At 70.9% G+C, this 24,506-nt stretch carries 16 protein-coding genes and 1 pseudogene; 10 read left to right on the top strand and 7 right to left on the bottom strand.

The features are described 5' to 3' along the window. Nucleotides 1-11: 11 nt before the first annotated feature. The gene (locus tag ACFY5B_RS22950; RefSeq protein ID WP_389971996.1) at nucleotides 12-1,553 is read right to left on the bottom strand and encodes a sodium:solute symporter; all 1,542 of its coding nucleotides are present in this window, start codon (nucleotides 1,551-1,553) and stop codon (nucleotides 12-14) included. Nucleotides 1,554-1,779: 226 nt separating this feature from the next. Here ACFY5B_RS22950 and ACFY5B_RS22945 point away from each other — a divergent pair, with 226 nt between their 5' ends. Both ACFY5B_RS22945 and ACFY5B_RS22940 read left to right on the top strand, forming a co-directional pair. Further along, a complete protein-coding gene (locus tag ACFY5B_RS22945; protein WP_389971994.1) occupies nucleotides 1,780-3,951 on the top strand; it encodes a carbon starvation CstA family protein in 2,172 nt (723 codons plus the stop codon). Then, the gene (locus ACFY5B_RS22940) at nucleotides 3,948-4,136 is read left to right on the top strand and encodes a CstA-like transporter-associated (seleno)protein (RefSeq protein ID WP_389971992.1); all 189 of its coding nucleotides are present in this window, start codon (nucleotides 3,948-3,950) and stop codon (nucleotides 4,134-4,136) included. The genes ACFY5B_RS22945 and ACFY5B_RS22940 overlap by 4 nt, the downstream gene beginning before the upstream one ends. Nucleotides 4,137-4,266: 130 nt before the next feature. Here ACFY5B_RS22940 and ACFY5B_RS22935 read toward each other — a convergent pair whose 3' ends face one another. The 3 genes from ACFY5B_RS22935 to ACFY5B_RS22925 form a co-directional block, all read right to left on the bottom strand. Beyond that, a complete protein-coding gene (locus tag ACFY5B_RS22935) occupies nucleotides 4,267-4,902 on the bottom strand; it encodes an acetoacetate decarboxylase family protein (RefSeq protein ID WP_389971991.1) in 636 nt (211 codons plus the stop codon). 107 nt (nucleotides 4,903-5,009) lie between these two features. Beyond that, nucleotides 5,010-6,899, bottom strand: a complete 1,890-nt coding sequence (locus ACFY5B_RS22930; RefSeq protein ID WP_389971989.1) for an ATP-binding cassette domain-containing protein — start codon at nucleotides 6,897-6,899, stop codon at nucleotides 5,010-5,012. Nucleotides 6,900-7,141: 242 nt separating this feature from the next. Then, nucleotides 7,142-7,543 carry a hypothetical protein gene (locus ACFY5B_RS22925; RefSeq protein WP_389971987.1) on the bottom strand — a complete coding sequence of 134 codons (402 nt, stop codon included), beginning with the start codon at nucleotides 7,541-7,543 and terminating at the stop codon, nucleotides 7,142-7,144. Nucleotides 7,544-7,642: 99 nt separating this feature from the next. Here ACFY5B_RS22925 and sigJ point away from each other — a divergent pair, with 99 nt between their 5' ends. Next, on the top strand, nucleotides 7,643-8,566 hold the full coding sequence (gene sigJ / locus ACFY5B_RS22920; RefSeq protein ID WP_389971985.1) for an RNA polymerase sigma factor SigJ: 924 nt from the start codon (nucleotides 7,643-7,645) through the stop codon (nucleotides 8,564-8,566). Between the two features lie 399 nt (nucleotides 8,567-8,965). Here the strand turns inward: sigJ and ACFY5B_RS22915 are convergent. Further along, nucleotides 8,966-9,274, bottom strand: a pseudogene (locus ACFY5B_RS22915) (hypothetical protein); the annotation flags it as partial. A 235-nt stretch (nucleotides 9,275-9,509) separates the two neighbouring features. Between ACFY5B_RS22915 and ACFY5B_RS22910 the strand changes: the two are divergent. From ACFY5B_RS22910 to ACFY5B_RS22885, 6 genes are all read left to right on the top strand, one after another. Then, a complete protein-coding gene (locus ACFY5B_RS22910; protein WP_389971983.1) occupies nucleotides 9,510-10,619 on the top strand; it encodes a LacI family DNA-binding transcriptional regulator in 1,110 nt (369 codons plus the stop codon). Between the two features lie 301 nt (nucleotides 10,620-10,920). Then, the gene (locus ACFY5B_RS22905) at nucleotides 10,921-12,309 is read left to right on the top strand and encodes an ABC transporter substrate-binding protein (protein ID WP_389971981.1); all 1,389 of its coding nucleotides are present in this window, start codon (nucleotides 10,921-10,923) and stop codon (nucleotides 12,307-12,309) included. A 1-nt stretch (nucleotide 12,310) separates the two neighbouring features. After that, nucleotides 12,311-13,228, top strand: coding sequence for a carbohydrate ABC transporter permease (locus ACFY5B_RS22900; RefSeq protein ID WP_389971979.1), 918 nt, complete (start codon nucleotides 12,311-12,313; stop codon nucleotides 13,226-13,228). Nucleotides 13,229-13,230: 2 nt separating this feature from the next. After that, nucleotides 13,231-14,163, top strand: a complete 933-nt coding sequence (locus ACFY5B_RS22895) for a carbohydrate ABC transporter permease (protein WP_389972201.1) — start codon at nucleotides 13,231-13,233, stop codon at nucleotides 14,161-14,163. A gap of 50 nt (nucleotides 14,164-14,213) precedes the next feature. Next, nucleotides 14,214-16,361, top strand: a complete 2,148-nt coding sequence (locus tag ACFY5B_RS22890; RefSeq protein WP_389971977.1) for a beta-galactosidase — start codon at nucleotides 14,214-14,216, stop codon at nucleotides 16,359-16,361. A 16-nt stretch (nucleotides 16,362-16,377) separates the two neighbouring features. Next, nucleotides 16,378-18,243 carry an RICIN domain-containing protein gene (locus ACFY5B_RS22885; protein WP_389971975.1) on the top strand — a complete coding sequence of 622 codons (1,866 nt, stop codon included), beginning with the start codon at nucleotides 16,378-16,380 and terminating at the stop codon, nucleotides 18,241-18,243. Nucleotides 18,244-18,375: 132 nt separating this feature from the next. On the opposite strand, the gene ACFY5B_RS22880 is transcribed toward ACFY5B_RS22885, so the two are convergent. Beyond that, nucleotides 18,376-19,992 carry a glycoside hydrolase 43 family protein gene (locus ACFY5B_RS22880; RefSeq protein ID WP_389971973.1) on the bottom strand — a complete coding sequence of 539 codons (1,617 nt, stop codon included), beginning with the start codon at nucleotides 19,990-19,992 and terminating at the stop codon, nucleotides 18,376-18,378. 186 nt (nucleotides 19,993-20,178) lie between these two features. Continuing rightward, entirely contained in the window at nucleotides 20,179-21,642 is a 1,464-nt protein-coding gene (locus ACFY5B_RS22875) for an aldehyde dehydrogenase family protein (RefSeq protein WP_389971971.1), read from the bottom strand. Between the two features lie 152 nt (nucleotides 21,643-21,794). Between ACFY5B_RS22875 and ACFY5B_RS22870 the strand changes: the two genes are divergently transcribed. Continuing rightward, nucleotides 21,795-24,203 carry a SpoIIE family protein phosphatase gene (locus ACFY5B_RS22870; protein ID WP_389971969.1) on the top strand — a complete coding sequence of 803 codons (2,409 nt, stop codon included), beginning with the start codon at nucleotides 21,795-21,797 and terminating at the stop codon, nucleotides 24,201-24,203. The last annotated feature ends 303 nt before the right edge of the window (nucleotides 24,204-24,506 follow it).

Genomic DNA, 24,506 nt, shown 5'->3' with positions numbered 1-24,506 from the left:
GTGTCTGTGTCTCACTGCTGGTTCGCTCCCGTCTCCGGACGCCGCCTGACGGTCAGGCGGGACGGCAGGTCGGTCCTGTCGGCGGCGCGCGGGACGCCGAGACGTTCGAGTACGGCGGTGCCGGCCACCGCGACGATCAGGTTGAGCACGAGCGCGGCGAGGCCGGCGTAGATCTCCAGCGGCCCCGAACCGACGCCCACGATGGAGGAGAACCCCTCGCGCACGACCAGGAAGGTCCCCGACACCATGCCCACGCCCCACCCGGCGAGCAGGGCCCGCGGATGCAGTCGCGCGGTGTACAGGCCGACGGCGACGGCGGGGAAGATCTGCAGGATCCAGACCCCGCCGAGCAGCTGGAGGTTGATCGCGTCCTGGTCGCGCAGCCCGAAGACGAACGCGACCGCCCCGGCCTTCGCGATGAGCGACACGGCCTTGGCGATGCGCACCTGCCGTTTGGGCGTGGCCGTGGGATGCACGTACTCGACGTACACGTTGCGTACGAAGCTGGTGGCCGCCGCGATCGACATCACCGCCGCGGGGACCAGCGCCCCGACGGTGATCGCGCCGAACACCAGCCCGGCCAGCGGCCCCGGCATCAGCCGGTCGACCAGCATCGGTACGGCCGCCTCGGCGCCGCCCTCCGGTGCCCGCACCCCGGCCGCGAGCGCCGCGAAACCGAGGACCCCGAAGAGCGCGAGCAGTCCCGTCCAGGCGGGCAGCGCCACGGCGACCTTGCGCAGGGTGCGCGGCCCGTCGGCCGCGAAGCCCGCCGTCAGTACGTGCGGGTACATCAGCAGGGCGAGCGCGGAGCCGAGCGCGAGGGTGGCGTAGGCGGGCTGCTGGGCCGGGGTCAGCACCAGCGCGTCGCCGCCTAGCCGCCGGGCCGCTCCGTCGAAGACGGCGCCCGGCCCGCCGAGCCGCTCCAGGACCAGCCAGGTGACCGCGGTCAGCGACACGAAGACGGCAACCGCCTTGAGGGCCGAGATGACGGTGGGCGCGCGCAGCCCGTGCCGGTACGTGGCCACGGCGAGCCCCGCGAACAGCGCCACCATCACCAGATCCCCGGCCGCACCGCGCGGGTACACCCCGCCGGCCGTCAGCACGGCCCGTATGCCGAGCAGTTGGAGCGCCAGGTAGGGCATGGTCGCGAGGATCCCGGTCAGTGCCACGACCAGCGCGAGGGGCGGTGACCCGTACCGCCCGCGCACGAAGTCGGCGACGGTGACGTAACCGTGGGCGCGGGCCACGGTCCACAGCCGGCTGAGCAGCACGAAGGCGAGGGGGCAGACGATCACCGTGTACGGCACGGCGAAGAAGGCCGCGGCGCCGTTGCCGTACGCCAGCCCCGGTACGGCGGTGAAGGTGTACGCGGTGAAGATCGTGCCGCCCAGCAGGAACCAGGTCCACACCGGGCCCAGGCTGCGGTCGGCCAATGCCCAGCCTTCCAGGGACGGCAGCCGGTCGCTGGGGTGCAGGCGCCGCGCGGTGACGGCGAGCAGCGACGCTCCGCCGATCACGGCGAGGAACGTCGCGGTCATGGTGCCGTCGGCCATGGGTCACCGTCCTTGGTGTGCCTGATCCTCACGGGGGAGTTGCGCGGCGGCCCCGATCGGAGGACACGGAACCGGCGGGAAATCCTCTGGAAATTCGCTGTCAACCGGTTCCGGGGGGTGGGCAACTCTTGCACAGACCGACAGCGAGCGGGAGAGCCGCCGTTTCGCCGATCCCCGGGCACCTCGTGTCACGAGGTGCCTCGCACCGCCCTGGTGAGGAGCCGCCATGCCTGCGTCCACCCTGCCCGAAACCGGCCTGCCGACGCCCGAAAAGTCGCGTATATCACCTCGATCCGTCCTGTTGTGGACCGTTGTCGCCCTGCTCGGGGCCGTCGCCTGGGGCGTCCTCGCGCTGGCCCGGGGCGAGAAGATCTCCGCGATCTGGCTGGTGGTGGCCGCGCTCGGCTCGTACGCCATCGCCTACCGCTTCTACGCGCGGTTCGTCGCCCGCCGGGTCCTCCGGCCGGACGACCGCCGGGCCACCCCCGCCGAGCGCCTGGAGGACGGCGTCGACTTCCAGCCGACCGACCGGCGGGTGCTGCTCGGCCACCACTTCGCCGCGATCGCCGGCGCCGGGCCGCTGGTCGGACCGGTCCTCGCGGCGCAGATGGGCTATCTGCCGGGCACGCTGTGGATCGTCGCCGGGGTGATCTTCGCCGGGGCGGTCCAGGACATGGTGGTGCTGTTCCTCTCGATGCGCCGGGACGGGAAGTCGCTCGGTCAGATGGCCCGCGAGGAGATCGGCCGGGCGGGCGGAGTCGCCGCCCTGGTCGCGGTGTTCGCCATCATGATCATCCTGCTGGGTGTGCTCGCCCTGGTGGTCGTGAACGCGCTGGCCCACTCCCCGTGGGGCACGTTCTCCGTCGCGATGACGATCCCCATCGCCCTGTTCATGGGCTTCTGGATGCACCGCGTCCGCCCCGGCAGGGTCGTCGAGACCAGCCTCATCGGCGTCGCCCTGCTCCTCCTCGCCATCGTCGGCGGCGGCTGGGTGCAGAACTCCTCACTGGCCGGATCGTTCACCCTCAGCCCCACCACCCTCGTCTTCTGCCTGATCGGTTACGGCTTCGTCGCCTCCGTGCTGCCCGTGTGGATGCTGCTGGCCCCGCGCGACTACCTCTCCACCTTCATGAAGATCGGCACGATCGCGCTGCTCGCGGTCGGTGTGGTCGTGGCCGCGCCCGTGCTCAGGGCGGACGCGGTGAGCGACTTCGCGACCTCGGGCGCCGGGCCGGTCTTCGCGGGCTCGCTCTTCCCCTTCCTCTTCATCACCATCGCCTGCGGCGCGCTGTCCGGCTTCCACGCCCTGGTCTCCTCCGGAACGACACCGAAGCTCATCCAGAAGGAGTCGCAGGTCCGGCTGATCGGCTACGGCGCCATGCTGATGGAGTCGTTCGTCGCGATCATGGCGCTGATCGCCGCGGCGACGCTGGAGCCGGGTCTGTACTACGCCATGAACGCCCCGGCGGGCCTCCTCGGCGCGACGGCGGAGTCGGCCTCCCACGCGGTGGCGGGCCTCGGCTTCACCATCACCCCCGACCAGCTCACCCAGGCCGCGAAGGCGGTCGAGGAACAGACCCTGATCGCCCGGTCCGGCGGCGCCCCGACCCTCGCGGTCGGCATGTCGGAGATCTTCTCCGGGGTCTTCGGCGGGGCTGCCATGAAGGCCTTCTGGTACCACTTCGCGATCATGTTCGAGGCGCTGTTCATCCTGACCACGGTGGACGCCGGCACCCGCGTCGGCCGCTTCATGCTCCAGGACATGCTCGGCAACGTCTTCAAGCCCATCGGCCGTGTCAACTGGAAGCCCGGCATCTGGCTGTGCAGCGGCCTGGTCGTCGCCGCCTGGGGTTACTTCCTCCACACCGGCGCCACCGACCCGCTCGGCGGAATCAACCAGCTCTTCCCGCTCTTCGGCATCGCCAACCAGCTGCTCGCCGCCATCGCCCTCGCCGTCTGCACCGCGATCCTGATCAAGTCCGGCCGCCTGCGCTGGGCCTGGGTCACCGGCGTCCCCCTGGTCTGGGTCACCGCCATCACCTTCACCGCCGGCTGGCAGAAGATCTTCTCCGCCGACCCGAAGATCGGCTTCTTCGCCCAACGGGCTCGTTACGCCGACGCCCTGGACGCCGGCCAGATCCTCGCGCCCGCCAAGTCGGCCGCCGACATGCGCACCGTGATCACCAACTCCACCGTCGACGGCGTCCTCATCGCCCTCTTCCTGCTCCTGGTCGCCGTGGTGATCGGCAACGCGGCGGTGGTCTGCGTGCGCGCGGTACGGTCCGCGACGCCGCTGCCGACCACCGAGGCGCCGTTTGTCGAGTCCCGCCTCGACCCATCGGGCACCCCCATCGGGCCCCTGGCCGGATCCGGAGCCGGAGCCGGAGCCCGCTCGTGAGGGTCCGGCGCTGGGCGCGGGCCGTGCGCTGGTACCTGCGCGAGCTGACCGGCGAGGCCGAGTACGACCGCCACTGCGAACGGCACCGGCGCCACCACCCGCTCGCCCCGGTCCCCACCCGTCGCGACTACCAGGTGCTGCGCCTTCGGCACCAAGAGGCACGCAGCCACAACCGCTGCTGCTGAACGGCTCAGGTCACGCGCGGCGTGCACAGGGCGCCGCACGCTGCGTCGGTGGTCCGTCAAACGAGTGCGGCCGGGTCCGGTCGCCCGGACCCGGCCGCGTGGGTGCACCGGGTGAGAAGACCTGCGCGGCTCAGCCGCCCACGACGCCGCGGAAGTCGCGGAGCGCGAACGAGAAGAGCGGCCGATGCCGGCCGAGGACGGACAGGGGATCTTCGAGCCCGGTCGTGACGCGGCCGCGGCCGAGGGCAGGTCGTCCGCTGATCCGCATGGGGACGCGGCACTCCGTACCGTCGGACGACTGCTGGACCAGGTGGGCACGGGCCGGCAGCCGGCAGGGCAGCCGCAGCACGTCGCGGTACGTGAGGCGGACGGCCGAAGTCCCGGGAGTGGTCAGCTCACCCCGGGCGCTCCGGCCCTCCGCGCGGAGTGTGATCGCGCCCAGTTCTTTGGGGATGCCCCAGAGGGCGCGTCCCCCGGCGAGGGACTGTTCGTCGTCGACCCAGGCGGCCACGGTGCTGCCGGCGAGGCGGCGTCCGTGGCGCACGGCCAGGGCGATGAGGAACTCGCGGTAGGTGAGGACGCCCCCGGGCCGGTAGTCGACCCAGAAGGCGACCAGGGTGGCGCGGCGCCGCACGATCCACGGGCGGGCCCCGGACGGCAGGGACCAGGGCGGCAGCTCGCCCACGGGCACACGCCACAGCGAGACGATCATGTCGCCGGTGAGGTGCCACGGCGGGGGAGGAAAGGGGACGGCTGCTCGTTCCACGGCGTGATGACCGACTTCCTCGGTTCGGACTCGTAGGGCCGATTGTTCCACTGGACACGGCGGGGGCGGGCCGCGGCGCGACACCGCGGGCCCGCCCCCGGTCGCGGTCAGCGGTCTTCGGCCAGCGCGACGAGTTCGGCGAACAGGCCGCCGGCGTGGACGAGCTCGTCGTACGTCCCCTGCTCGACGACCCGGCCCTGGTCCATGACGAGGACGCGGTCGGCGAGACGGGTGTTCGCCAGTTGGTGGGTGACGACGATCGTCATGCGTTCGGCGGCGATCCTCTTGATCTCCAGGAAGATCGCGTGTTCGCCGCGGGCGTCCATCTGCGATGTCGGCTCGTCCAGGATCAGCAGCGGCGTCCGGCGGTACAGGGCGCGTCCGCACACCAGCCGCTGCCACTGCCCGCCGGAGAGTTCGGCGCCGCCCCACAGCTCCTTGGCGAGCAGTGTGTCGAGTTGCCGGGGCAGCTTCTCGATGGCCTCGCGCATGCCCACGGCGTCGACGACGTCCCACACGGGACCGTCGTCGAAGCTCTTCGGCTGCCCGAGGGTGATGTTCTCGCGGGCGCGCAGCGGCCAGCAGGCGAAGTTCTGCGGTACGAGCGCGGTCCGTTTCCACACGGCGTCGGGATCGGCGTGCGCCAGATCGACGCCGTCCCAGAGCACGCGTCCCTTGTCGGCGAGGAGGACACCGGTGATGAGCTTGGCGAGGGTGGACTTGCCCGAGCCGTTCTCTCCGACGATCGCCAGGATCTCGCCCCGGCGCAGGATGAGCGACACCCCCGCAACGGCCGGTTCCTCCTTGCCCGGGTATCGGTACACGACCTCGTCGAGACGGATCTCGTCGACGCGCTCCGGGATGGTCAGCTCACCGCGCCGGGGGGCGCGTTCGGCGGCCATGTCGAGGAAGGCCCGCATGTCGGCCAGGTAGAGCGAGGTGTGGAACATCGCGGCGCCGTGGATGACGAACTGGCCGAGCGCGGCGAGCGTGGTCTGCACGGCGACGACGGCCGTGGCGGCGACGGGCAGGGCGACCCGGCCGTCAGCGGCGAGCCACGCGAGGGTGGCCCAGGTGCACAGCAGGAACACTCCGCCGAGGGCACTGGTGGTCAGCACGATGCGCAGCAGGCGCGGGGCGGCGGTGAGAGTGCGCTGGTCGATACGGTCGGACAGGGACCGGTACCAGTGGACGAGATAGCCGGTCATGCCGTTGGCGCGGACCTCGTCGCCGAATCGGGAGTACGTGGCCCACCAGCGCATCATGGAGCGCACATTGCGGTCGCCGACGTTGAGGTAGTGGGTCTCGTAGTCGACGCGGGCGGACAGGACGGCCCCGGCGCCGGCCGGAAGGACGGCCAGGAGCAGCAGGGGCAGCATCAGCGGGTGCAGTGCGGTGATGACTCCGCTCGCGGCGATCATGCGAATCAGTGCCGACACGAACCGCTGGGCGTCCTGGACCATCATCCGGGTGCGGGTGACCCCCACTTCGGCGGCTTCCTGCCGGTCGGCGAAGCCGTCCTCGCCGTAAGCGGCGGTCTCCACCCGGCACACGGCGGCGACCAGGGCGATGTCGGCCTCGGTCGTCAGCAGCGGAGTGATCCGGCCGTCGGCGTAGGAGGAGAGGGCACTGGTGATCCGGCCGACGGCCGCGGCCGCCGTCACCACGATCAGGGCCGGCAGTGCGCCGTGCAGGCGTTCGGGAACGGTGCCGCCGCCGAGGATGTGCGTCATGGCCTGCGCGGTGAACGCGAGGACGACGGCCGCCGCGACGCCGGTGAGGAGCTGGCACGCCAGGAGCAGCACGACGCCGGTCCTGTCGACGGCCCACGCCATCCGCGCGGTGTGTCCGAGTACGGACGGCAGACGGCGGCACATCGCTCCGAAACCGGCGTCTGCCAGCGGGTTCTTGCCGAACTTCCCGCCGAACGCGATGGTCGCGGGCGGGGGAGGGGGCGGAGTGTTCTCGTCAGCGGAAGAGGCACGGGTCACCGTCACCTGGGGTCCTCCTGGAGGTCCGTGCCGAGCCCGGACGGCTCGGCGGTGCCCGGCCTAACGACATGACCCCTGATTCGAACGCGCTCGATTCCGGACGCGCTGAGTCCCTTGCCGCACAAGGGGTCGACCGGAGCGGCTCATTGCTGGGGCCGCTCCCGTCAGCCCGTGGTTGGCCGAATCGCGGAGGCTCGCAACGCGTGAGGCGCATGGGTTTTCGGAAGCCTCGGGACGGACGGCTCGGCCTACTTCGCTCCGGCCGGCCCCGTGCCTGATCTCACGGCCGGGACCAGGGCCAGCACGCTCAGGCCGAACATCAACACGCCCAGGGGGAGATGGACCGACGGGACATGCGCGATGCCGAGCACGACCTGGAGCGAGGCGAGCGCGAGGAAACCCGAGGCGTACCAGATCGGCCGGGGTGAGCCGCCGCCCGGCTTCCACGCCAGCACCGCCGCGAGCACGTACAGCATCGACGCCCCGTACATCACACGCGCCCCGACGCTGTGCAGCATCTCCCCGTAGGACGAGGTCAGCAGCAGTCCGGCGGACACCGCCTGGAGGAAGATCGTCAGGGTCTGCAGGGCGATCGCGACCTGCAGGAACGCGGTGCCACGCCGTGCCGTCGCTGTCAATTGAGCGGCCATGTCACAGTCCTCTCTTCCGCCCTCGGGCAGTTGATCGATAAGGTCTCGACAGCCCGACGACGCGGGGGCGCGAAAGGTAAGGCGAGGGGGCGCCGACATATGGGGACGGCCGGGACCGGCGCGGATGCGATGGCCGGCGAGCAACGCCAACTGATCAATGTCGCCTACCGGTTGCTCGGCTCGGTCACCGAGGCCGAGGACGCCGTGCAGGAGGCCTACGCACGCTGGTACGCGCTGCCGCGAAACCGACGGGAGGAGATCCTTTCCCCCGGCGCCTGGCTGACGACGGTGACCAGCCGCATCTGCCTGGACCTGCTGCGCTCCGCCCGGGCCCGCCGTGAACGCTATGTCGGTGTGTGGCTCCCCGAGCCGCTGCCCGACCGCGCCGAGTGGGACCCCGCGGACGGCTCCGGCCCCACCGGCCCCGCGGACCCCGCCGACCAGATCGTCCTGGACGAGTCGGTGACGGTGGCCTTCCTCGTCGTCCTGGAGTCGATGACGCCCGCCGAGCGGGTGGCGTTCGTCCTGCACGATGTCTTCCGGTACCCGTTCGCCGAGATCGCCGACGTTCTCGGCCGAACTCCGGCGGCGTGCAAACAACTTGCGGCCTCCGCGCGGCGGCGGGTGAGCGCCGCACGCTCCCGGGAGAGGGCGACCGCCCAGGCCGACGTGGTGCGGCACGTCAAAGAAGCCTGGGAGAGCAAGGACATCGCCGCCCTGGTCCGTCTCCTCGACCCGGCTGCCGTGATGACCGCCGACGGCGGCGGCGTGGCCGGCGCCGCGCGGCACCCGGTCGAGGGTGGCACGCGCATCGCCCAGTACATGGTCACCATCGCCGACAAGGCACCGGGACTCGAACTGCTGGAGCGGTCGGTCAACGGCAGGCCCGGCCTGGTGGCCCAGCGGGACGGCATCGTCATGACCGTGGCCTCGTTCGACGTCTCCGCAGGGCGCGTCACCGGGATCTGGGCCGTCCGCAACCCGCAGAAGCTACGGCCTTGGCGGCGGGGTGGCCGGACCTGAGACGTCAGCTCAGTTGGCTGCTCGGCAGCTGGAGGCCGTGGGCTGCGAGATCTACGAAGTACGGGGCAGCGGCCGGCGCACCAGGCGCTTGCCGAGCAGGTTGGCCGAGGCCGAGGCCCATTCCGTGGGTCGTGGCGGGGGTGATCGAGGGGTTGGTGCCGGACACGTCGTGGGAGTTGTTCCAGCGGGTGGTACCGGGGGCGCCGTCGCGACGTCAGGGGAGTGGAGTCCTCGCGGGGATCGGGCCGCCACCGCTGGACCGTAGAGCGCACCCTGGCCTGGCTCGCCGTCTGTCCAAGGGATGCCTGTGGAGGGTGTGGGGTGGGCGACGGCCGAAGCCACCGCGGGACGGTCAGGCGTCGGGCAGCTTGCCCTGGTTGTCGAGGTGGCAGCGCGCGGTCAGGCGTCAGGATCGACTTCGGGGTGGGTGAACAGCACGGGCTTGCCCAGCGACCGGGCGTAGGCGATTTCGGCTCGGGTGCTGTCTCCGGTGTGCTCGCCGACCACGAGCACCTCATCAGCGAGCCGGATCTTCGCCCGGTGCAGATCGTCGAGTCGAACCTTCAGCGCCTCGGCCTCGACTGGATCGGGCCCGAGTTCGTGCGGCGACTTCATGTCACAGCCCGGTTTGACGACAATCCTTCCGGCTTTGGTCTCCCGTAGATCGGCCTCGTTCATCTCGGTCATTAAGCGGGTGGCTCCCGACACCTGGCCCGGCGCACCCCCGTCCGCCCCCGCCCGCACTGGCCGTCCGGTCCAGACCATAGGGCGAATCCCCGTGAGCCCGGGCCGCGGACCAAGCCGACTTCGTACGAAGTCTTGACGCGGCCCGCTCGACTGCGTTGATATGTCTGCGCAGTCATGACAGCGCAGTCACCCGCCCGGCACGGCGGGCGACCGACGCCGTCCACACGATCCGATCCACCGCACACCGGGAGACGCCATGACGCGAGCAAGGGGGCGGGACGGCGGTTCCGCCGCACCGCGAGGCGTCGACGTGGCCCGGGCCGCGGGTGTTTCCCAGAAGACGGTGTCACGGGTCCTCAACGGCGAGCGATACGTCTCGGTAGAGGTGCGCCGCCGCGTGCTGGAGGCGGCCGACCGCCTCGGCTACCGGCTGAACAGCGCGGCACGGGCCCTCGCGTCTGGGCGGTCCCGGACCATCGGCGTGGTGGCGCTGGGAACAGCCCTCTACGGTCCCGCCTCGCTGCTCCTCGGTGTCGAGCGGGCCGCGCGGGACGCCGGGTACGCGTTGAGCGTGGTCAACACCCTCGAAGGCGACCAAGCCGGCGTCGGCGGCGCCGTGCAGTCACTCCTGGAGCGGGGCGTGGACGGCATCGTCGTGTCGGAGCCCATCGACGAGGACGCCGATCCGCTCCCGTCGGAGGTTCCGGTGCTCGTCCTCGGGGCGCCGGCCGGCGCCCGCACGGGGGAGCGGACCATCGCCGCAGGGGTCGACTCCGAGGCGCTGGCCAGGGCCGCCACCGAGCACCTGCTGGACCTGGGACACCCGACGGTTCATCACCTCGCGGGCCCCGAGCGGTGGTTCGCCGCCCGGGACCGGCTGGCGGGCTGGCGGCAGGCGCTCGCGGCGCGTGGCCGTGAGCAGCCCCCGGTCACCGAGGGCGACTGGTCCGCCGTGTCCGGGTACGCGGCAGGACGCCGGCTGGCCGCCAGGAACGACGTCACGGCGGTGTTCGCCGCCAATGACGACATGGCCGTCGGCCTGATCAGCGCCCTCACCGAAGCCGGGTTGCGGGTGCCCCGGGACGTCAGCGTCGTCGGCTTCGACGACATCCCGCTTGCCGCCTACGTCCGTCCGCCGCTGACGACGGTGCGCCAGCCGTTCGACGCGGTGGCCGACGAGGGGCTGCGGCTGCTCGTCCACGCCATCGAGAACCCGGAGGCGGAGCTGCCGACGGCGCAGGGGCAACCCGTCGAGCTCGTCGTCCGTTCCTCCACCGCGCCGCCACCGGCCCGGACGGGCTCGGGGCCGGTGCGACATACCGTGCAGCCCCTGGCCGGCGAGGCTCACGCTCCTCCGGCTGCCTGACCGGGACGCCACGTCCGGTTTTGCGTCACCCGCGGGGTGCGAGGGCACCACGACGTGAGCGGACATCCGCCGGCCCCGTCCTGGTACCGCACTGTCCACCCGTACAAGCCCCACCACCGGCGGGCCGACCGGTCCAAGGACCCGCCCACTCGGGGCCACCCACCTCGCAGGACCTGTGTCCCGGCTCGGCCACCCCGACGTCCGCGGCCACCGGTTCACCCGCTTCGTCACCTCGCTTTCCCCGGGCATGCCGCTGCCGGCCTCTGCCTTCCCTCTTCCTTCGCCCCGGCGGGAGTCCAGCATGTCCAGAACCCCCATCCCTTCGTCCGTACTGAGCCGCCGGTTCTTCCTCACCGCCACCGGAGCGGTGTCCCTCGGCGCGGCTTTGTCCGCCTGTGGCGGCGGTGGCGACTCGGGCGGCTCCTCCGCCGCGGCCAAGCCGGTCAGCAAGTCCGACATCGACAAGGCGATGCGGACGCCGACCCAGCTGACGTTCTGGACCTGGGTCCCGAACATCCAGCGCGAGGTCGCCCTCTTCGAGAAGAAGTACCCCGCGATCAAGGTCAACGTGGTCAACGCCGGCCAGGGGATCAAGCACTACACGAAGCTGCGCACCGCGCTGAAGGCCGGCAGCGGAGCCCCGGACCTGGCACAGATCGAGTACCAGGCGGTCCCGACGTTCACCATCACGGACAGCCTGCTGGACCTGGGCCCGCACGGCGCCTCGGCCCTCAAGGACAAGTTCGTCGACTGGACGTGGGGGCAGGTCAGCGGCCCGAAAGGGGAGGTCTGGGCGATACCCCAGGACACCGGCCCGATGGGAATGCTGTACCGCAAGGACATCTTCGACCGGCACGGCATCCAGGTCCCCAAGACCTGGGACGACTTCGCCGCCGCGGCCCGCAAGCTGCACAAGGCCGACCCGGACGTCTACCTGACGAACCTCGCGGCCAACGAACCCGCCGCCTGGCACGGCCTGTTGTGGCAGGCGGGCGCGCACCCGTACGGCGTCTCCGGCAAGAGTGACCTCTCCCTCAGCGTCGACGACACGGTCTCCGAGAAGCTCGGCGCGTACTGGGGCGGGCTCGCCAAGGAAGGCGTCATCAGCACCGACCCCGACTTCACCGACGGCTGGTACGCGGGTTTCAACAAGGGCAAGTACGCCACCTGGCTCACCGCGGCCTGGGGGCCGGCGTTCCTGTCCGGCTCGGCCAAGTCCACCGCCGGCAAGTGGCGCGCGGCCCCGCTGCCCCAGTGGGACACGTCCAAGCCGGCCTCCGGCAACTGGGGCGGCTCGACCACCGCCGTCCTGCGCTCGACCAAGAACGCCATCGCCGCCGCGCAGTTCGCCCAGTTCCTCAACAGCGACCCCGCCAGCGCGAAGCTCTTCGCCACCGAGCAGTCCTTCTTCCCGGCCACCAAGTCCTTGCTCACCGACCCCTCCTTCACCGGTGACGCCGCCTCCTTCTACGGCGGGCAGAAGGTCAACGAGCTGTTCGCCTCCATCGGCGACACGGTCGACCCCGCCTTCCAGTGGCCGCCCTTCTACGACCAGGCGGCGACCGACTGGATCGAGACCGTCGGCAAGTCCCTCGCCGGCAAGGCCGACACGGCCGCCGCGCTCGGTGCCTGGCAGACGCGCCTGACCACCTACGCCAAGAAGCAGGGCTTCACCGTCAAGGGAACGTGACATGACCGCCGCCACCGCACAACCCGCCTCCAGGCCGAAGGGAGCCGGACCGCGTCGCCGCCGCGTCGCCGGCCCCCTGTTCGTCGCCCCGTTCCTGATCCTCTTCCTGCTGCTCTTCCTCGCCCCGCTCGGCTACGCCGCCTACCTGAGCCTCTTCCAGGAACGCCTCGTCGGTGGAACGGTGTTCGTCGGCCTGGACAACTACGTCACCGCACTCACCGACCCCCTGCTCCTGCGCGGTGTCGGCCGCGTGGCGCTGTTCTTCCTCATCCAGGTCCCGCTGATGCTGGGGCTGGCGCTGGTGTTCGCCCTCGCGCTGGACAGCGGACTGCTGCGGCTGGCGCGAGTGATCCGGCTGGGCATCTTCGTGCCGTACGCCGTGCCGAGCGTCGTCGCGGCCCTCATGTGGGGATATCTGTACGGGCCGGACTTCGGCCCGTTCGCCCAGCTGAGCCGCGAACTCGGCGTCCCGGCACCGAACTTCCTCAGCGACGGATGGATGCTCAGCAGCCTCGCGAACGTCGTCACCTGGGAGTTCGTCGGCTACAACATGATCATCCTGTACGCGGCCCTGCGGACCATCCCGCACGAGCTGTACGAGGCCGCCGCGATGGACGGCGCCGGCCCCTGGCGCATCGCGAGGTCCGTCAAACTGCCCGCGCTGAGACCCGCCCTGCTGCTGACCCTGCTGTTCTCCGTGATCGGCAGCTTCCAGCTCTTCAACGAGCCGAACCTGCTGATGAAGATCGCCCCCGACGTCATCAGCAGTTCGTACACCGCCAACCTCTACGCCTACTCCCTCGCCTTCACCGGCCAGCAGGTCAACTACGCCGCCACGGTCTCCTTCCTCCTGGGCCTGGTCATCGTCATCGCCTCCTACGGCGTCCTGCTCACGGCGAACCGCAGGAGGACCCCGTGACCATGACCACTCCCGCGGGCACCACAGCCGCCGGCAGAACCGAGCGGAAGCACACCCCGGCGCCGTCACCGCGCCGCCGGTCCCGATCCCGCCGCAGCACCCCGCTGACGATCGCCATGCTCGCCGCGCTCGCCTACTTCCTGCTGCCGCTGCTGTGGCTGCTCATCGCCTCCACCAAGAACACCCAGGACCTGTTCGACAGCTTCGGCCTGTGGTTCTCCGACGCCCCACAGCTGCTGACCAACATCCGGGCGACCTTCGCCCAGGACGACGGCGTCTTCGTGCACTGGCTGCTCAACACCGCCGTGTACGCGGGAGTCAGTGCGCTCGGCGCGGCCCTGCTCGCGGCCGCCGCCGGGTACGGCTTCGCCAAGTTCCGCTTCCGCGGGGACCGCCTGGCCTTCAACCTGGTCCTCGGCGCCATCATGGTCCCGGCCACCGCCCTCGCGATTCCGACCTACCTGCTGTTCGCCAACGTCGGCCTGGTCAACACCCCGTGGGCCGTCATCCTTCCCTCACTCGTCAATCCCTTCGGCCTGTACCTGATGCGCGTCTACGCCGCCGACGCCGTCCCGGACAGCCTCCTGGAAGCGGCCCGCATCGACGGGGCCGGCGAGGCGCGGATCTTCTTCAGGATCGCGTTGCGCATGCTGGCCCCGGGCCTGGTGACCGTCCTGCTCTTCACCCTCGTGGCGACCTGGAACAACTACTTCCTGCCGCTGATCATGCTCAACGACCCGAATCTGTACCCCATCACGGTCGGACTGTCCTCCTGGGCGGAGCAGGCACAGAACGGTGGCGCGGGCGCCAGCAGCGACATGCTCCCCCTCGTCGTGACCGGCTCCCTGATCTCGATCGTGCCCCTCGTCGCGGCCTTCCTGCTGCTCCAGCGCTACTGGCAGAGCGGCCTGGCCGCCGGCAGCGTCAAGCAGTAGGGCGCGCGCAGCGCTTCATACCCCCCTTCTCGTTCACGGAGGTTCCTCCCATGGCGGATCTGCCCGCCCGCGTTCTGTTCGGTGCCGCGTACTACCACGAGTACACCCCCACGTACGACGCCGGCCTGCGACCCGACGAACGGCTGAAGGCCGATCTCGACCTCATGGCCGAGGCGCACTTCACCGTGATCCGGGTGGGGGAGTCGGTCTGGTCGACCTGGGAGCCCGAGAACGGCCGTTTCGACCTCGACTGGCTGCAGCCGGTTCTCGACGGTGCCCACGAACGCGGCATCTCCGTCATCCTCGGCACACCGACCTACGCGGTGCCGCCGTGGCTGGCCCGCCAATACCCCGAGATCACGGGCGAGCGGCGCACCGGAGAGCGCATCGGCTGGGGAGCCCGCCAGGAGGTCGACTTCACCCACCCGGCCTTCCGCTTCTTCGCCGAGCGGGTCATCCGCAAGATCGTCGCCCGGTACGCGGACCATCCGGCGGTCATCGGCTGGCAGGTGGACAACGAGCCGGGTCTGCACCTCTTCCACAACCACGGCGTCTTCCAGCGCTTCACGGACCACCTGCGGGAGAAGTACGGGGACGTCGAGACCCTCAACCGCGAGTGGGGCCTGGTCTACTGGTCGCACCGGCTGTCCACCTGGGCCGACCTGTGGACCCCGGACGGCAACGAACAGCCGCAGTACGACGTCGCCTGGCGGGAGTTCCAGGCCCGCCAGGTCACCGAGTTCATCGGCTGGCAGGCGGACATCGTCCGTGAGTACGCCCTCCCCGGACAGTTCGTCACCACCTGCATCTCCTACACCCGGCAGGGCGTCGCGGACGACGAGCTGTCCGCCCGGCTCGACATCGCCTCCGGCAACCCGTACTACGACATGCAGGACGGTCTGCTGCTGCCCGACCCCACGCCCGACGAGCACGAACAGGTCTGGAAGACCACCGGCGTCTGGTCGATGTACCAGACGGCGGACTGGATGTTCTCCTCCCGCCAGGAGCCGTTCCTGGTCACCGAGACCAACGCCAACTCCATCGGCTTCTGCTGGGACAACCGGCCCGGCTACGACGGGCAGTGGCGACAGGCCGCGTGGGCGCACGTGGGGCGCGGCGCGCGGATGATCGAGTACTGGCAGTGGCAGACGCTGCGTTTCGGCGCCGAGACGTACTGGGGCGGAGTCCTGCCGCACACCGGGCAGCCCGGCCGGACGCACGCCGAGATCGCCCGGCTGGGCGCCGAGTTCGACCGGGCGGGCGCGCTCGTCGCGGACCTCGAACCGGACGCCGACATCACGGTCGTCTACTCCACGCCCAGCAAGTGGCTGATGCAGAAGTACCCGCCGCTGGCGAACGCCGCCGGCGAACCGGACCCGGCCGCCTACCACCGCATTCTCGACCCCTTCTACCGCGGCGCCTTCGAGGCCGACCGCCAGGTCCGCATCGTCCACGCCCGCCAACTGCACGACCCCAGCCGTGAGAACGAGGGCCTGACCCCCGAGGAGGCCGTGCACCGCCACCCGGTCCTGGTCGTTCCGGCGCTCTACATCGCCCACGACGAGCTGCTCGACTGGTTCGCCGCCTACGCCCACGCGGGCGGCCACCTGGTCCTCGGCCCCCGCACCGGCTACGCCGACCATGAGGCCCGGGCCCGGCACGAGGCGGCACCCGGACGCCTCACCGAGGCCGCGGGGGTGTCGTACGACGAGTTCAGCAACCTCACCGGCGCCCTCCCGGTGCGAGCGGCGGCCGGCAGCCCCCTGGAGGTGCCGGAGGAGGCGACGGCGACCCACTGGGTGGACGGCCTGACCGTCACCGACGCCGACGTCCTCGGCGAATACGACCACCCGCACTTCGGACGCTGGCCCGCGCTCACCACCCGCCGCCACGGAGCCGGCCGCGTCACCCACGTCGGCACGGTCCCCGGCCGTGGCCTCGCCCGGGCGCTCGCCACCTGGCTCGCGCCGGAGCCCCGCAGCGGCTGGCGCGACCTCCCCGCGTCCGTCACCGTCACCACCGGCACGGCCGCCGACGGCCGTCGCGTCCACATCGTCCACAACTGGAGCTTCGAACCCGCCCGGGTCGAAGCACCGGTGCAGTTGACCGACGTCCTGGACGGCGGGGCGCAACAGGCCGGCACGTTCGTCTCACTGGGCGCGTGGGACGTGCGCGTCTTCGTCGCAGCAACCGAATAGAGGAGGCACACCACCGATGAACCGAGCCGCACCGTGGTCGTCCCCGAAAGGGACCACCAGAACAACCAGGACGGTCAGAGCCCTGGGGACCTTCGCTGCGGCCTCCGCGCTGCTGGCGATACCCGCCGGAAGCGCGCAGGCGTACAACCCGACGGGCGGGATCCTCTACCAGCTCGGCAGCGAGCCGTGCCTGAAGGGCCGGGGCAACTGCGCGGTCTACCCGAAGACGGCACAGCTGCCCGGCGGGCGCCTGGTCGCCTCGTTCGAGAAGTCCACCGTCGTGCCCACGTCGGGAAGCGCCGACGGCCAGACCCTGCCCGTCTACAAGAGCGACGACCACGGTACGAGCTGGCAGCCGCTGTCCGAGGTCAAGGCACCCGCGTACCTGTCCAAGGATCCCAAGTACGCCAAGTACACGAGCAACTGGACGAACCCGTACCTCTACGTGCTTCCGCAGAACGTCGGAAAGCTCAAGGCGGGCACCTTGCTTCTGGCGAGCGTCGTCTCGGGCGACGACGCCTACTACAAGGAGCACAAGGCGGCCGACCCCGGCTGGACGCCGAGCAACGACGGCGACCGCGGTGACCTGGCGATCGCCCTGTACTCCAGCAGCGACGAGGGCAAGACCTGGAAGGTCCTCAACATCGTCGCGACGGGCGGCTGGCAGGGCGGCAGCGCGGGTGCCATCGGCCGGAATATCGCCGACGCGAACAAGACCAAGCAGGTCGATCCCCTCTGGGAGCCGTACCTGATGGTCTACAAGGGCAAGCTGGTCTGCTACTACTCCGACGAGAACGACTACCTCGGCTTCGACCCGAAGACCGGCGCCCCGAAGCCCGACCCCGCCAACGGCACCGCCACCGACTCGCACGGCCAGATCCTGGCGCACCGCACGTGGGACGGCAGTGCCACGAAGTGGAGCGACGCCGTCGTCGACCTCGCCGGTTCGGTGCAGGACATGGGAGGCGGCAAGTCGGAGGTCGGCGGCGGCCGGCCGGGCATGACCAACGTCGTCCGCACGACCGACGACAAGTGGATGCTGACGTTCGAGTACTGGGGCGGCGGGGCCAACACCAGGTACGTGATCGCCGACGACCCGCTGAAGTTCTTCCGCGGTACCCAGACCGGCATGTCCGTGGGCGCACTGCCCGTCACCGCCGGTTCCCGTCCGCTCTCCGGCGGCGGCAGCCCGGTCCTTATCCAACTGCCCGACGGGCGCCTGGTCTACAACGCGGCGAACAGCGGCAACGTCTGGGTCAACGAGAGCGGACGCAGCGACGGCGTGTGGACGGAGTACCAGACGACCTCGCAGCCCGGCTACAGCCGCAACCTCCAGTACGTAGAGGGCACCGGCCGCGTCGCGATCCTCAACAACCAGGGCACGTCGCAGATCGCCTACGCCGAGGTCGACCTCGGCGACTCGGACGGTGCCTACTACCGGCTGGTGAACCGCAAGACCGGCCAGGTGATCGGCACCGGCAACAGGACCAACGACGCGAACATCGGCAACGGGAACGTCCCCGACGTGGTCCTGGAGGACGCCGGCGCGGCGGCGAACCCGGACACCCAGTACTGGCACGTGGTGACCGAGCCGAAGGGCGGTACGACGCTGCTCAACAAGTCGGGCGGACGCGCGGCGGCCATCTGGACGGGCAGCGCGACGGCCGGCCAGCGGATCGGCCAGTGGGTCGACGACAGCTCCACGGGCAGCTGGAACCTCGTCAAGAACGCCGACGGTTCCTACAAGCTCCAGTCGGCCAAGAACACCGGTCTGTACCTCACCGGTGCGACCGCGGGTGGGCCGCTGACCCTCCAGAGCGCGGCCGGCGACGGTTCGCAGGACTGGCGGCTCGTCCGGGACACCCGACGCGGCGGCTCGTGATGCCTGCCCACGCGGGTCGTTGACACGCTCGGACACGGCACCTCCGTCGGGCGGGGGTGCCGCGTCCCTGCCTCCTCGTCGGTTGACTGCGGGTGAGGCGAGCGGTGGGGCGGCAGCGGCAGGGCGGGTCGTTCAGGGGGTGGACAGTTCGAACCGTGCCACGCGGACCGAGCCGCCCAGCGCCTGCGTGGCGTGGTTGAAGAGGGCGAACCGGTAGCCCATGAAGAACCGCCAGTCGTTGCCCATGGCGAAGGCGGGGCCCAGGCGGGTGAAGGTGACGCCGTCGGTGCTGTAGGAGAAGGTGCCGGGCCGGGACGCTCCAGGACGGATGTCGGCGTTCGCCCGCAGCCAGAGGCGTCCGCCCGGCACGCTCGCACTTGCCCGCTCGATCCCCGTGCCGGTGGTGTTCCAGTTGCCGTCCATGGTCAGTCCGTCGACCATGACCACCCGCGTCGCACCGCCGTCCCGCTTCAGGCCGATCCAGGCGGAGGAGTTGCGCAGCAGCGCGAGTCCGGCCCGGTCGCCGTCCCGCATCGCGGAGTGGTCGAGCTGGACCGTCGCCGTGGACGTGGGTCCCTGGATGCGGTGGGTGAGGGTGTTGCGCGCCCAGTACAGGTCGTCGGTGACGGTGGCGGTGCGCAGGGTCAGGCCGTTGTTCACCGACCACTTGCCGTTGTCCGGGTTGTGGTTCCACTCCCACCTGGGCTTGAGGACCGTTCCGTCGAAGGTGTCGGCACCGGTCAGGGGAGTGACCTGCCGGGGTGGCGGGGGTACGACCGGGCCGGGGTACGACCTGCCCCACGCGCCGTTCACGAGCTGGACGACCGGCCAGCCGTCCGAGGTCCAGGTGACGGGCGCCAGGGCGGGCATACGGCCGCCGGGGTAGGCGTCGATGAAGGCCATGTAGTACCAGGCACCGCTCTGGGTCCGCACCAGCCCGCCCTGGTGCGGAACGCCTCCGCCGGAGATCGGCCCGGGCAGGTCGAGCAGGACCTGCCGCAGGGCGTAGGGGCCGAAGGGGCCGCTGGTGGACCGCAGGATGTACTGGCCGTTGGCCGGGCGGGTCAGGAAGATGTAGTAGCTTCCGTTGATCTTGTAGAAGCGGGAGCCCTCCAGAGTGCCGATGCTCGACGGGGTGCTGAACACCTGCTGGGTCCGCACCTGGCTGCGGCCGTCAGCGGACAACTGGGCCACGCTGATCGTGCCGTTGCCGTACGCCACGTACAGGGTGTTGTCGTCGTCCACCAGCAACCCCGCGTCGTAATACACCTGAGGGAGCGTCGCGTGCCTGCTCCACGGCCCCTCGACGGATCTGGCGGTGTACACGTAGGTCCGGGCGAAATCGATCTGGCCGAGCCAGTAGAACGTCCGGTCGGCGGGACGGTACGCCAGGGACGAGGCCCAGATTCCCCTGACGTAGCCGCGTCCGCCGCTCAGGTCGTACTTGGCTCCGAAGTCGAGGACCGGCACCGCGTGACCGGCGATCTCCCAGTTGACCAGGTCGAACGAGCGCAGGACGGGGGCGCCCGGCGAGTAGTGCATCGTCGAGGCGGAGCAGTAGTAGGTGTTCTCGACGCGGATGATGTCGATGTCCGCGAAGTCCTGCCAGATCACGGGGTTCGTGTAACTCGCGGCCGCTCCGGCCGCGGCGGCTCCCGCCGTTCCGTGGGGCAGCAGGGCGCCGACCGCCAGGCCGCTGGTCGTGGCAAGGGCCGCACGGCGACTGACTGTATGACCTGTCCATGTCATTCGAGATCCGCCTTGGGGATGAGGGGCGCTGCCATGAAGGGCGGGCGGGGGCTGCGTTCTGTATGCCGAACGCCGACTGTCCTACCGAACGTCCTGGATGATATGAGCGGCACCTGACGGGTCGTCAATAGGTCTCGCAGCATTCGGTGCCGAGGTCGAAAGATTTCGCTCCGCCCCGGGGCGGGGTCACGACGGCCCGGGTGCCGTCATCCAGCGCCACTGCGTGAACGCTTCCAGGCTGGCGGTGCCGCCGATGCGGGTGGTGTTGCCGGAGATCCCCATGCCGCCGAAGGGCGCGTTCGCGGCGTCCTTGGCGGACACGTCGTTGATGTGGATCATGCCTGTGCGCAACCGCTGCGCGAGTGCGGTCGCCCGGGGTGCGGACCGGGAGTGGACGGCGGCGGTCAAGCCGTACGCCGTGTCGTTGGCGATCTCCACGGCCTCGTCCTCGTGGCGGAACGGGATGACGGGTGCGACCGGTCCGAAGATCTCCTCCTGGAAGGCGGGCATGGCCCGGTCGACCCGGTCCAGCACGGTGGGCGGGTAGAAGAGCCCCTCGCGGGTGCCTCCGGTCAGCACGCGTGCTCCGGCGTCCACGCTCTCGTCCACGATCCGTGCGATCCGGGCCGCCTGCCGTTCGCTGATGACCGGACCGAGCGCCACACCCTCGTCACGCGGGTCGCCCAGCGGCAGCGCCTTCGCCTGCCGGACCAGCGCCTCGGTGTACGCCTCGACGACATCCGCGTGCACGACATGACGTCCGGCCGCGACACAGGCCTGGCCTTGGTATCCGAAGGAACTCATGGCCCCGGCCGCGGCGGCCGCCTCCACGTCCGCGTCCTCCAGGACGACGATCGAGTTCTTGCCGCCCAGCTCCAGGGACACGCGCTTGAGTCCCTCGCCGGCGATCCGGGCCACCTCCCGCCCCGCCTCGGTGGAGCCGGTGAACGAGATCATCGCGACATGGCGGTCGGCCGCGACCGCGCGCCCGGTCACCGCGTCGCCCGGCAGGACGTGCAGCACGCCCTCGGGCAGCCCGGCCTCCGCGAACAGCTGCGCGACCAGGACCCCGCCCGAGACCGGGGTGAGGGGATCGGGCTTGAGGAGGGCGGTGTTGCCCAGGGCCAGCGCCGGTGACAGCGCCCGCATCGCGAACAGCAGCGGCGCGTTCCACGGGGTGATGACCCCCACGACCCCGAGCGGCACCCGCCACGCCAGACTCGTACCGCCGGGAACCTGGGGTACGAGGACCTCGCCCGGGGGCTGTGACGCGAGCCCGATCGCGTGCCGCAACTGAGCGAGACCGGCCGCGATCTCGTAGTCGCCCTTGGCCGGAACGCCCCCTGTCTCCCGGACGATCCATTCACGAACCGCTCCGCTGCGCTCACGCAGGGCACGATCCGCGCGCATCAGTACGTCGACGCGGTCGGACGCGGTGGTCGCCGCCCACTCCGGCGCGGCCCGGGCAGCCCGGGCAGCCGCCCGTTCGACATCGGACGGAGAAGCCAGACCCACCTCCGCCAGCGCCTCCCCGGTGGCCGGTTCGACGATCCGGCGCGTGCCGCCCTCGGCGGTCCGCCAGCCCTCGCTGTAGATCTTCCCGGTCCACTCGGCCGCGTCCGGCCAGGTCCGCTCGCCTTCGACAGACATGGTCACGACCTCCGCCCTGGTCGGTGGTGATGCGCACGCTCTTACCAGCGTTCCTGGCCATTCAACCTGGCGCAGGAGATATCTGTCATTCTTGGGGCATATCAGAATCAAGTAGTAAGGATGCCTAGTGGGTGAGGCGGGTCGAGGGGCCAATGGCGAGATCTGCGTCCGTCCCGGGTGAGGGCAGCGGGGCACCGCCTGAGGGCCTCGCGGACGACGCCCTCACCGCGAAGGCCGTGGTGGACGAGCGCGGCGTCGTCACGGGATGGAACGAAGGAGCGCGCAGGCTGCTCGGCTACCCGGCCTCGGAAGTGGTCGGCCGGCCCGGGTCCGCGCTGCTCGCCGACGAGCCCCCGCCCGGTCTCCTGCGTTCCCTGCTCACCCTCCCCAGGTGGAACGGCGCGGCGGCGCTCCTGCACCGCGAGGGACACCCCCTGACCGTGAACCTCCTGGCCCACCTCCGGCGCAACGACGGCGGCCACAGGGAGTGGCTGCTGCTCACGGCGGTCAGCCGCCTCGGCGTGAGCCCCGACGACGACGCCTTCCTCAGGAGGAGCTTCACCCAGTCCACCTGTACGACGGCGCTGTACGACACCGGCTTGCGGCTGGTCAGAGCCAACGCCGACATGGAACGGGTGATCGGCCTCCCCGAGGAGGCGATGCGCGGACTGCGTGTCTCGGAAATCGTGCACCACCCGCAGTCCGACCTCACCGAGCAGGCCATGCGGCGAGCGCTGGACACCGGCGAGCGGCAGGACCTCCAGGTCTCGCTGCAGCTCGCGGGCCATGAACGCCCGAGCGTGTGGACCGTCTCCCTCGCCCCGGTCCGGGCGGGGGACGGCCGGACGCAAGGGGTGCTGCTCTCGGCGCACGACATGACCGAGCAGCACCAGGCCCGGCAGCGGCTGGCCCTGCTGAACGAGGCGAGCCTGCGCATCGGCAGCACGCTCGACCTGGTCCGCACCGCACAGGAACTCGCCGACGTGGCGGTACCGCGGCTCGCCGACTTCGTCACCGTCGACCTGTTGCCCTCCATCGACGACGGCGACGACCCGCCCACGGGCTCCCCCCGCGGCCCCGTGCGGCTGCGCCGCGTCGCCCACCAGTCGGTCCTCGAAGGCTGTCCCGAGGCCGTGGTCCCGAACGGGACCGTGGCCGTCTATCCGCACAGGTCGGCCGCGGCCGAGTGCCTGGCGGCCGGCCGGCCACTGATCCAGCAGGTCACCCCCGAGGCCATGGAGGACGTGCTGCGCCAGACCCCCGAGCGCGGAGAACGGATGCGCCGTTTCGGTTTCCACTCCGTGCTGGCCGTGCCCATGCGCGCTCGCGGCCTCACCCTGGGGGTGGCCACCTTCTCCCGCCACCGCAACCCCGAAGCCTTCGAACAGGACGACCTGCTGCTCGGCCAGGAGATCACCGACAGAGCCGGCCTCTGCATCGACAACGCCCGCCGGTTCACGCGAGAGCGCGCCACCTCCCTGACTCTGCAGAGCAGCCTCCTGCCGCAACGGCTGCCCGAGCAGTCCGCCCTCGACGTCGCCTCCCGCTACCTGCCCGCCAGCGCCCAGGCGGGGGTGGGCGGGGACTGGTTCGACGTCATCCCGCTGTCCGGCGCCCGCGTCGCACTCGTCGTCGGCGATGTCGTCGGCCACGGCATCCAGGCCTCGGCCACCATGGGGCGGCTGCGGACCGCCGTCCGAACCCTGGCCGACGTCGACCTCCCTCCCGACGAGCTGCTCACCCACCTGGACGACCTGGTCAGCCACCTGGCCGCGGACGCCGACGGCACCGGCGACATCGGAGCCACCTGCCTGTACGCCGTGTACGACCCGGTCTCCCGCCGGTGCTCCCTGGCGCGCGCGGGGCATCCCGTCCCGGCGCTGCTCACACCCGGCGGGCGGGCCGAGTTCCTCGACGTACCCGCGGGGCTCCCCCTGGGCCTCGGCGGTCTGCCCTTCGAAGCCGTCGAACGAGAGCTGCCCGAGGGCAGCGTGCTCGCGCTGTACACCGACGGTCTCGTCGAGGCGGGGTTCCGTGACATCGACGACGGCATGGACACCCTGCTGCGCACACTGCAGACCTCCGACGCCTCACTCGAGGGCACCTGCGACGCGGTGCTGCGGAGCATGCTTCCGGAACGGCCTGCCGACGACGTCGCTCTGCTCGTGGCCCGCACCCGCGCCCTGGACGCCTTCCACGTGGCCGCCTGGGAGGTACCACCCGACACCGCCGCGGTCGCCCAGGCACGCAAGAACGCGAGCCGGCAACTGGCCGAATGGGGCCTCGACGCGTGCGCGTTCGTCACCGAACTGGTGGTCAGCGAGCTCGTCACCAACGCCATCCGGCACGCCGAACCCCCCATCGAGCTGAGACTGATCTACGACCGGTCCCTCATCTGCGAGGTGTCGGACGGCAGTACCACCGCCCCGCACATGCGGCGGGCCCGCACCTACGACGAGGGCGGACGCGGCCTGCTCCTCGTGGCCCAGACGTGCCAGGGCTGGGGCGCCCGGCACACCACCAACGGCAAGGTCATCTGGGCGGAGCAGGCACTTCCCTGACGTAACGGCAGGTCACCCTGCCCCACCGTCGTCGGCTCAGGCGCCGATCGCCGCTCGGATCCGCTCGGCCTTCTCCTGTGAGAAAACGCCACTGTCCAACAGGGTGAGGATGGACAGCACGCCACCGCGCGAGCCCTAGCTGCCTTCCTCGATGCCGACCTCGGGCACGAGCACCGCGTCCGTGAGTGTCCCGGCCAGCCTGCGGGGCTGCTCCAGGGTCAGACGCCCCTGTGGCGGGTTCACGGTGATGATGGTCGTCGGTCACCTCCTATGACAGTCGTTATAGGCCGGCCTTGCACCTGC

Origin of the sequence: Streptomyces sp. NPDC013187 (genome assembly GCF_042899705.1) — a bacterium.
In the GTDB taxonomy this organism is placed as follows: Bacteria; Actinomycetota; Actinomycetes; order Streptomycetales; family Streptomycetaceae; genus Streptomyces; species Streptomyces hawaiiensis_A.
This window is presented reverse-complemented; position numbering and strand designations above follow the sequence as displayed.

Excerpts from the sequence above, each read along its gene's own strand:
- ACFY5B_RS22950 (WP_389971996.1), bottom strand. The coding sequence starts at position 1,553 with ATGGCCGACGGCACCATGACCGCGACGTTCCTCGCCGTGATCGGCGGA.
- ACFY5B_RS22945 (WP_389971994.1), top strand. The coding sequence starts at position 1,780 with ATGCCTGCGTCCACCCTGCCCGAAACCGGCCTGCCGACGCCCGAAAAG.
- ACFY5B_RS22925 (WP_389971987.1), bottom strand. The coding sequence starts at position 7,543 with ATGGCCGCTCAATTGACAGCGACGGCACGGCGTGGCACCGCGTTCCTG.
- sigJ (WP_389971985.1), top strand. The coding sequence starts at position 7,643 with ATGGGGACGGCCGGGACCGGCGCGGATGCGATGGCCGGCGAGCAACGC.
- ACFY5B_RS22910 (WP_389971983.1), top strand. The coding sequence starts at position 9,510 with ATGACGCGAGCAAGGGGGCGGGACGGCGGTTCCGCCGCACCGCGAGGC.
- ACFY5B_RS22905 (WP_389971981.1), top strand. The coding sequence starts at position 10,921 with ATGTCCAGAACCCCCATCCCTTCGTCCGTACTGAGCCGCCGGTTCTTC.
- ACFY5B_RS22900 (WP_389971979.1), top strand. The coding sequence starts at position 12,311 with ATGACCGCCGCCACCGCACAACCCGCCTCCAGGCCGAAGGGAGCCGGA.
- ACFY5B_RS22895 (WP_389972201.1), top strand. The coding sequence starts at position 13,231 with ATGACCACTCCCGCGGGCACCACAGCCGCCGGCAGAACCGAGCGGAAG.
- ACFY5B_RS22890 (WP_389971977.1), top strand. The coding sequence starts at position 14,214 with ATGGCGGATCTGCCCGCCCGCGTTCTGTTCGGTGCCGCGTACTACCAC.
- ACFY5B_RS22885 (WP_389971975.1), top strand. The coding sequence starts at position 16,378 with ATGAACCGAGCCGCACCGTGGTCGTCCCCGAAAGGGACCACCAGAACA.
- ACFY5B_RS22880 (WP_389971973.1), bottom strand. The coding sequence starts at position 19,992 with ATGACATGGACAGGTCATACAGTCAGTCGCCGTGCGGCCCTTGCCACG.
- ACFY5B_RS22875 (WP_389971971.1), bottom strand. The coding sequence starts at position 21,642 with ATGTCTGTCGAAGGCGAGCGGACCTGGCCGGACGCGGCCGAGTGGACC.
- ACFY5B_RS22870 (WP_389971969.1), top strand. The coding sequence starts at position 21,795 with ATGGCGAGATCTGCGTCCGTCCCGGGTGAGGGCAGCGGGGCACCGCCT.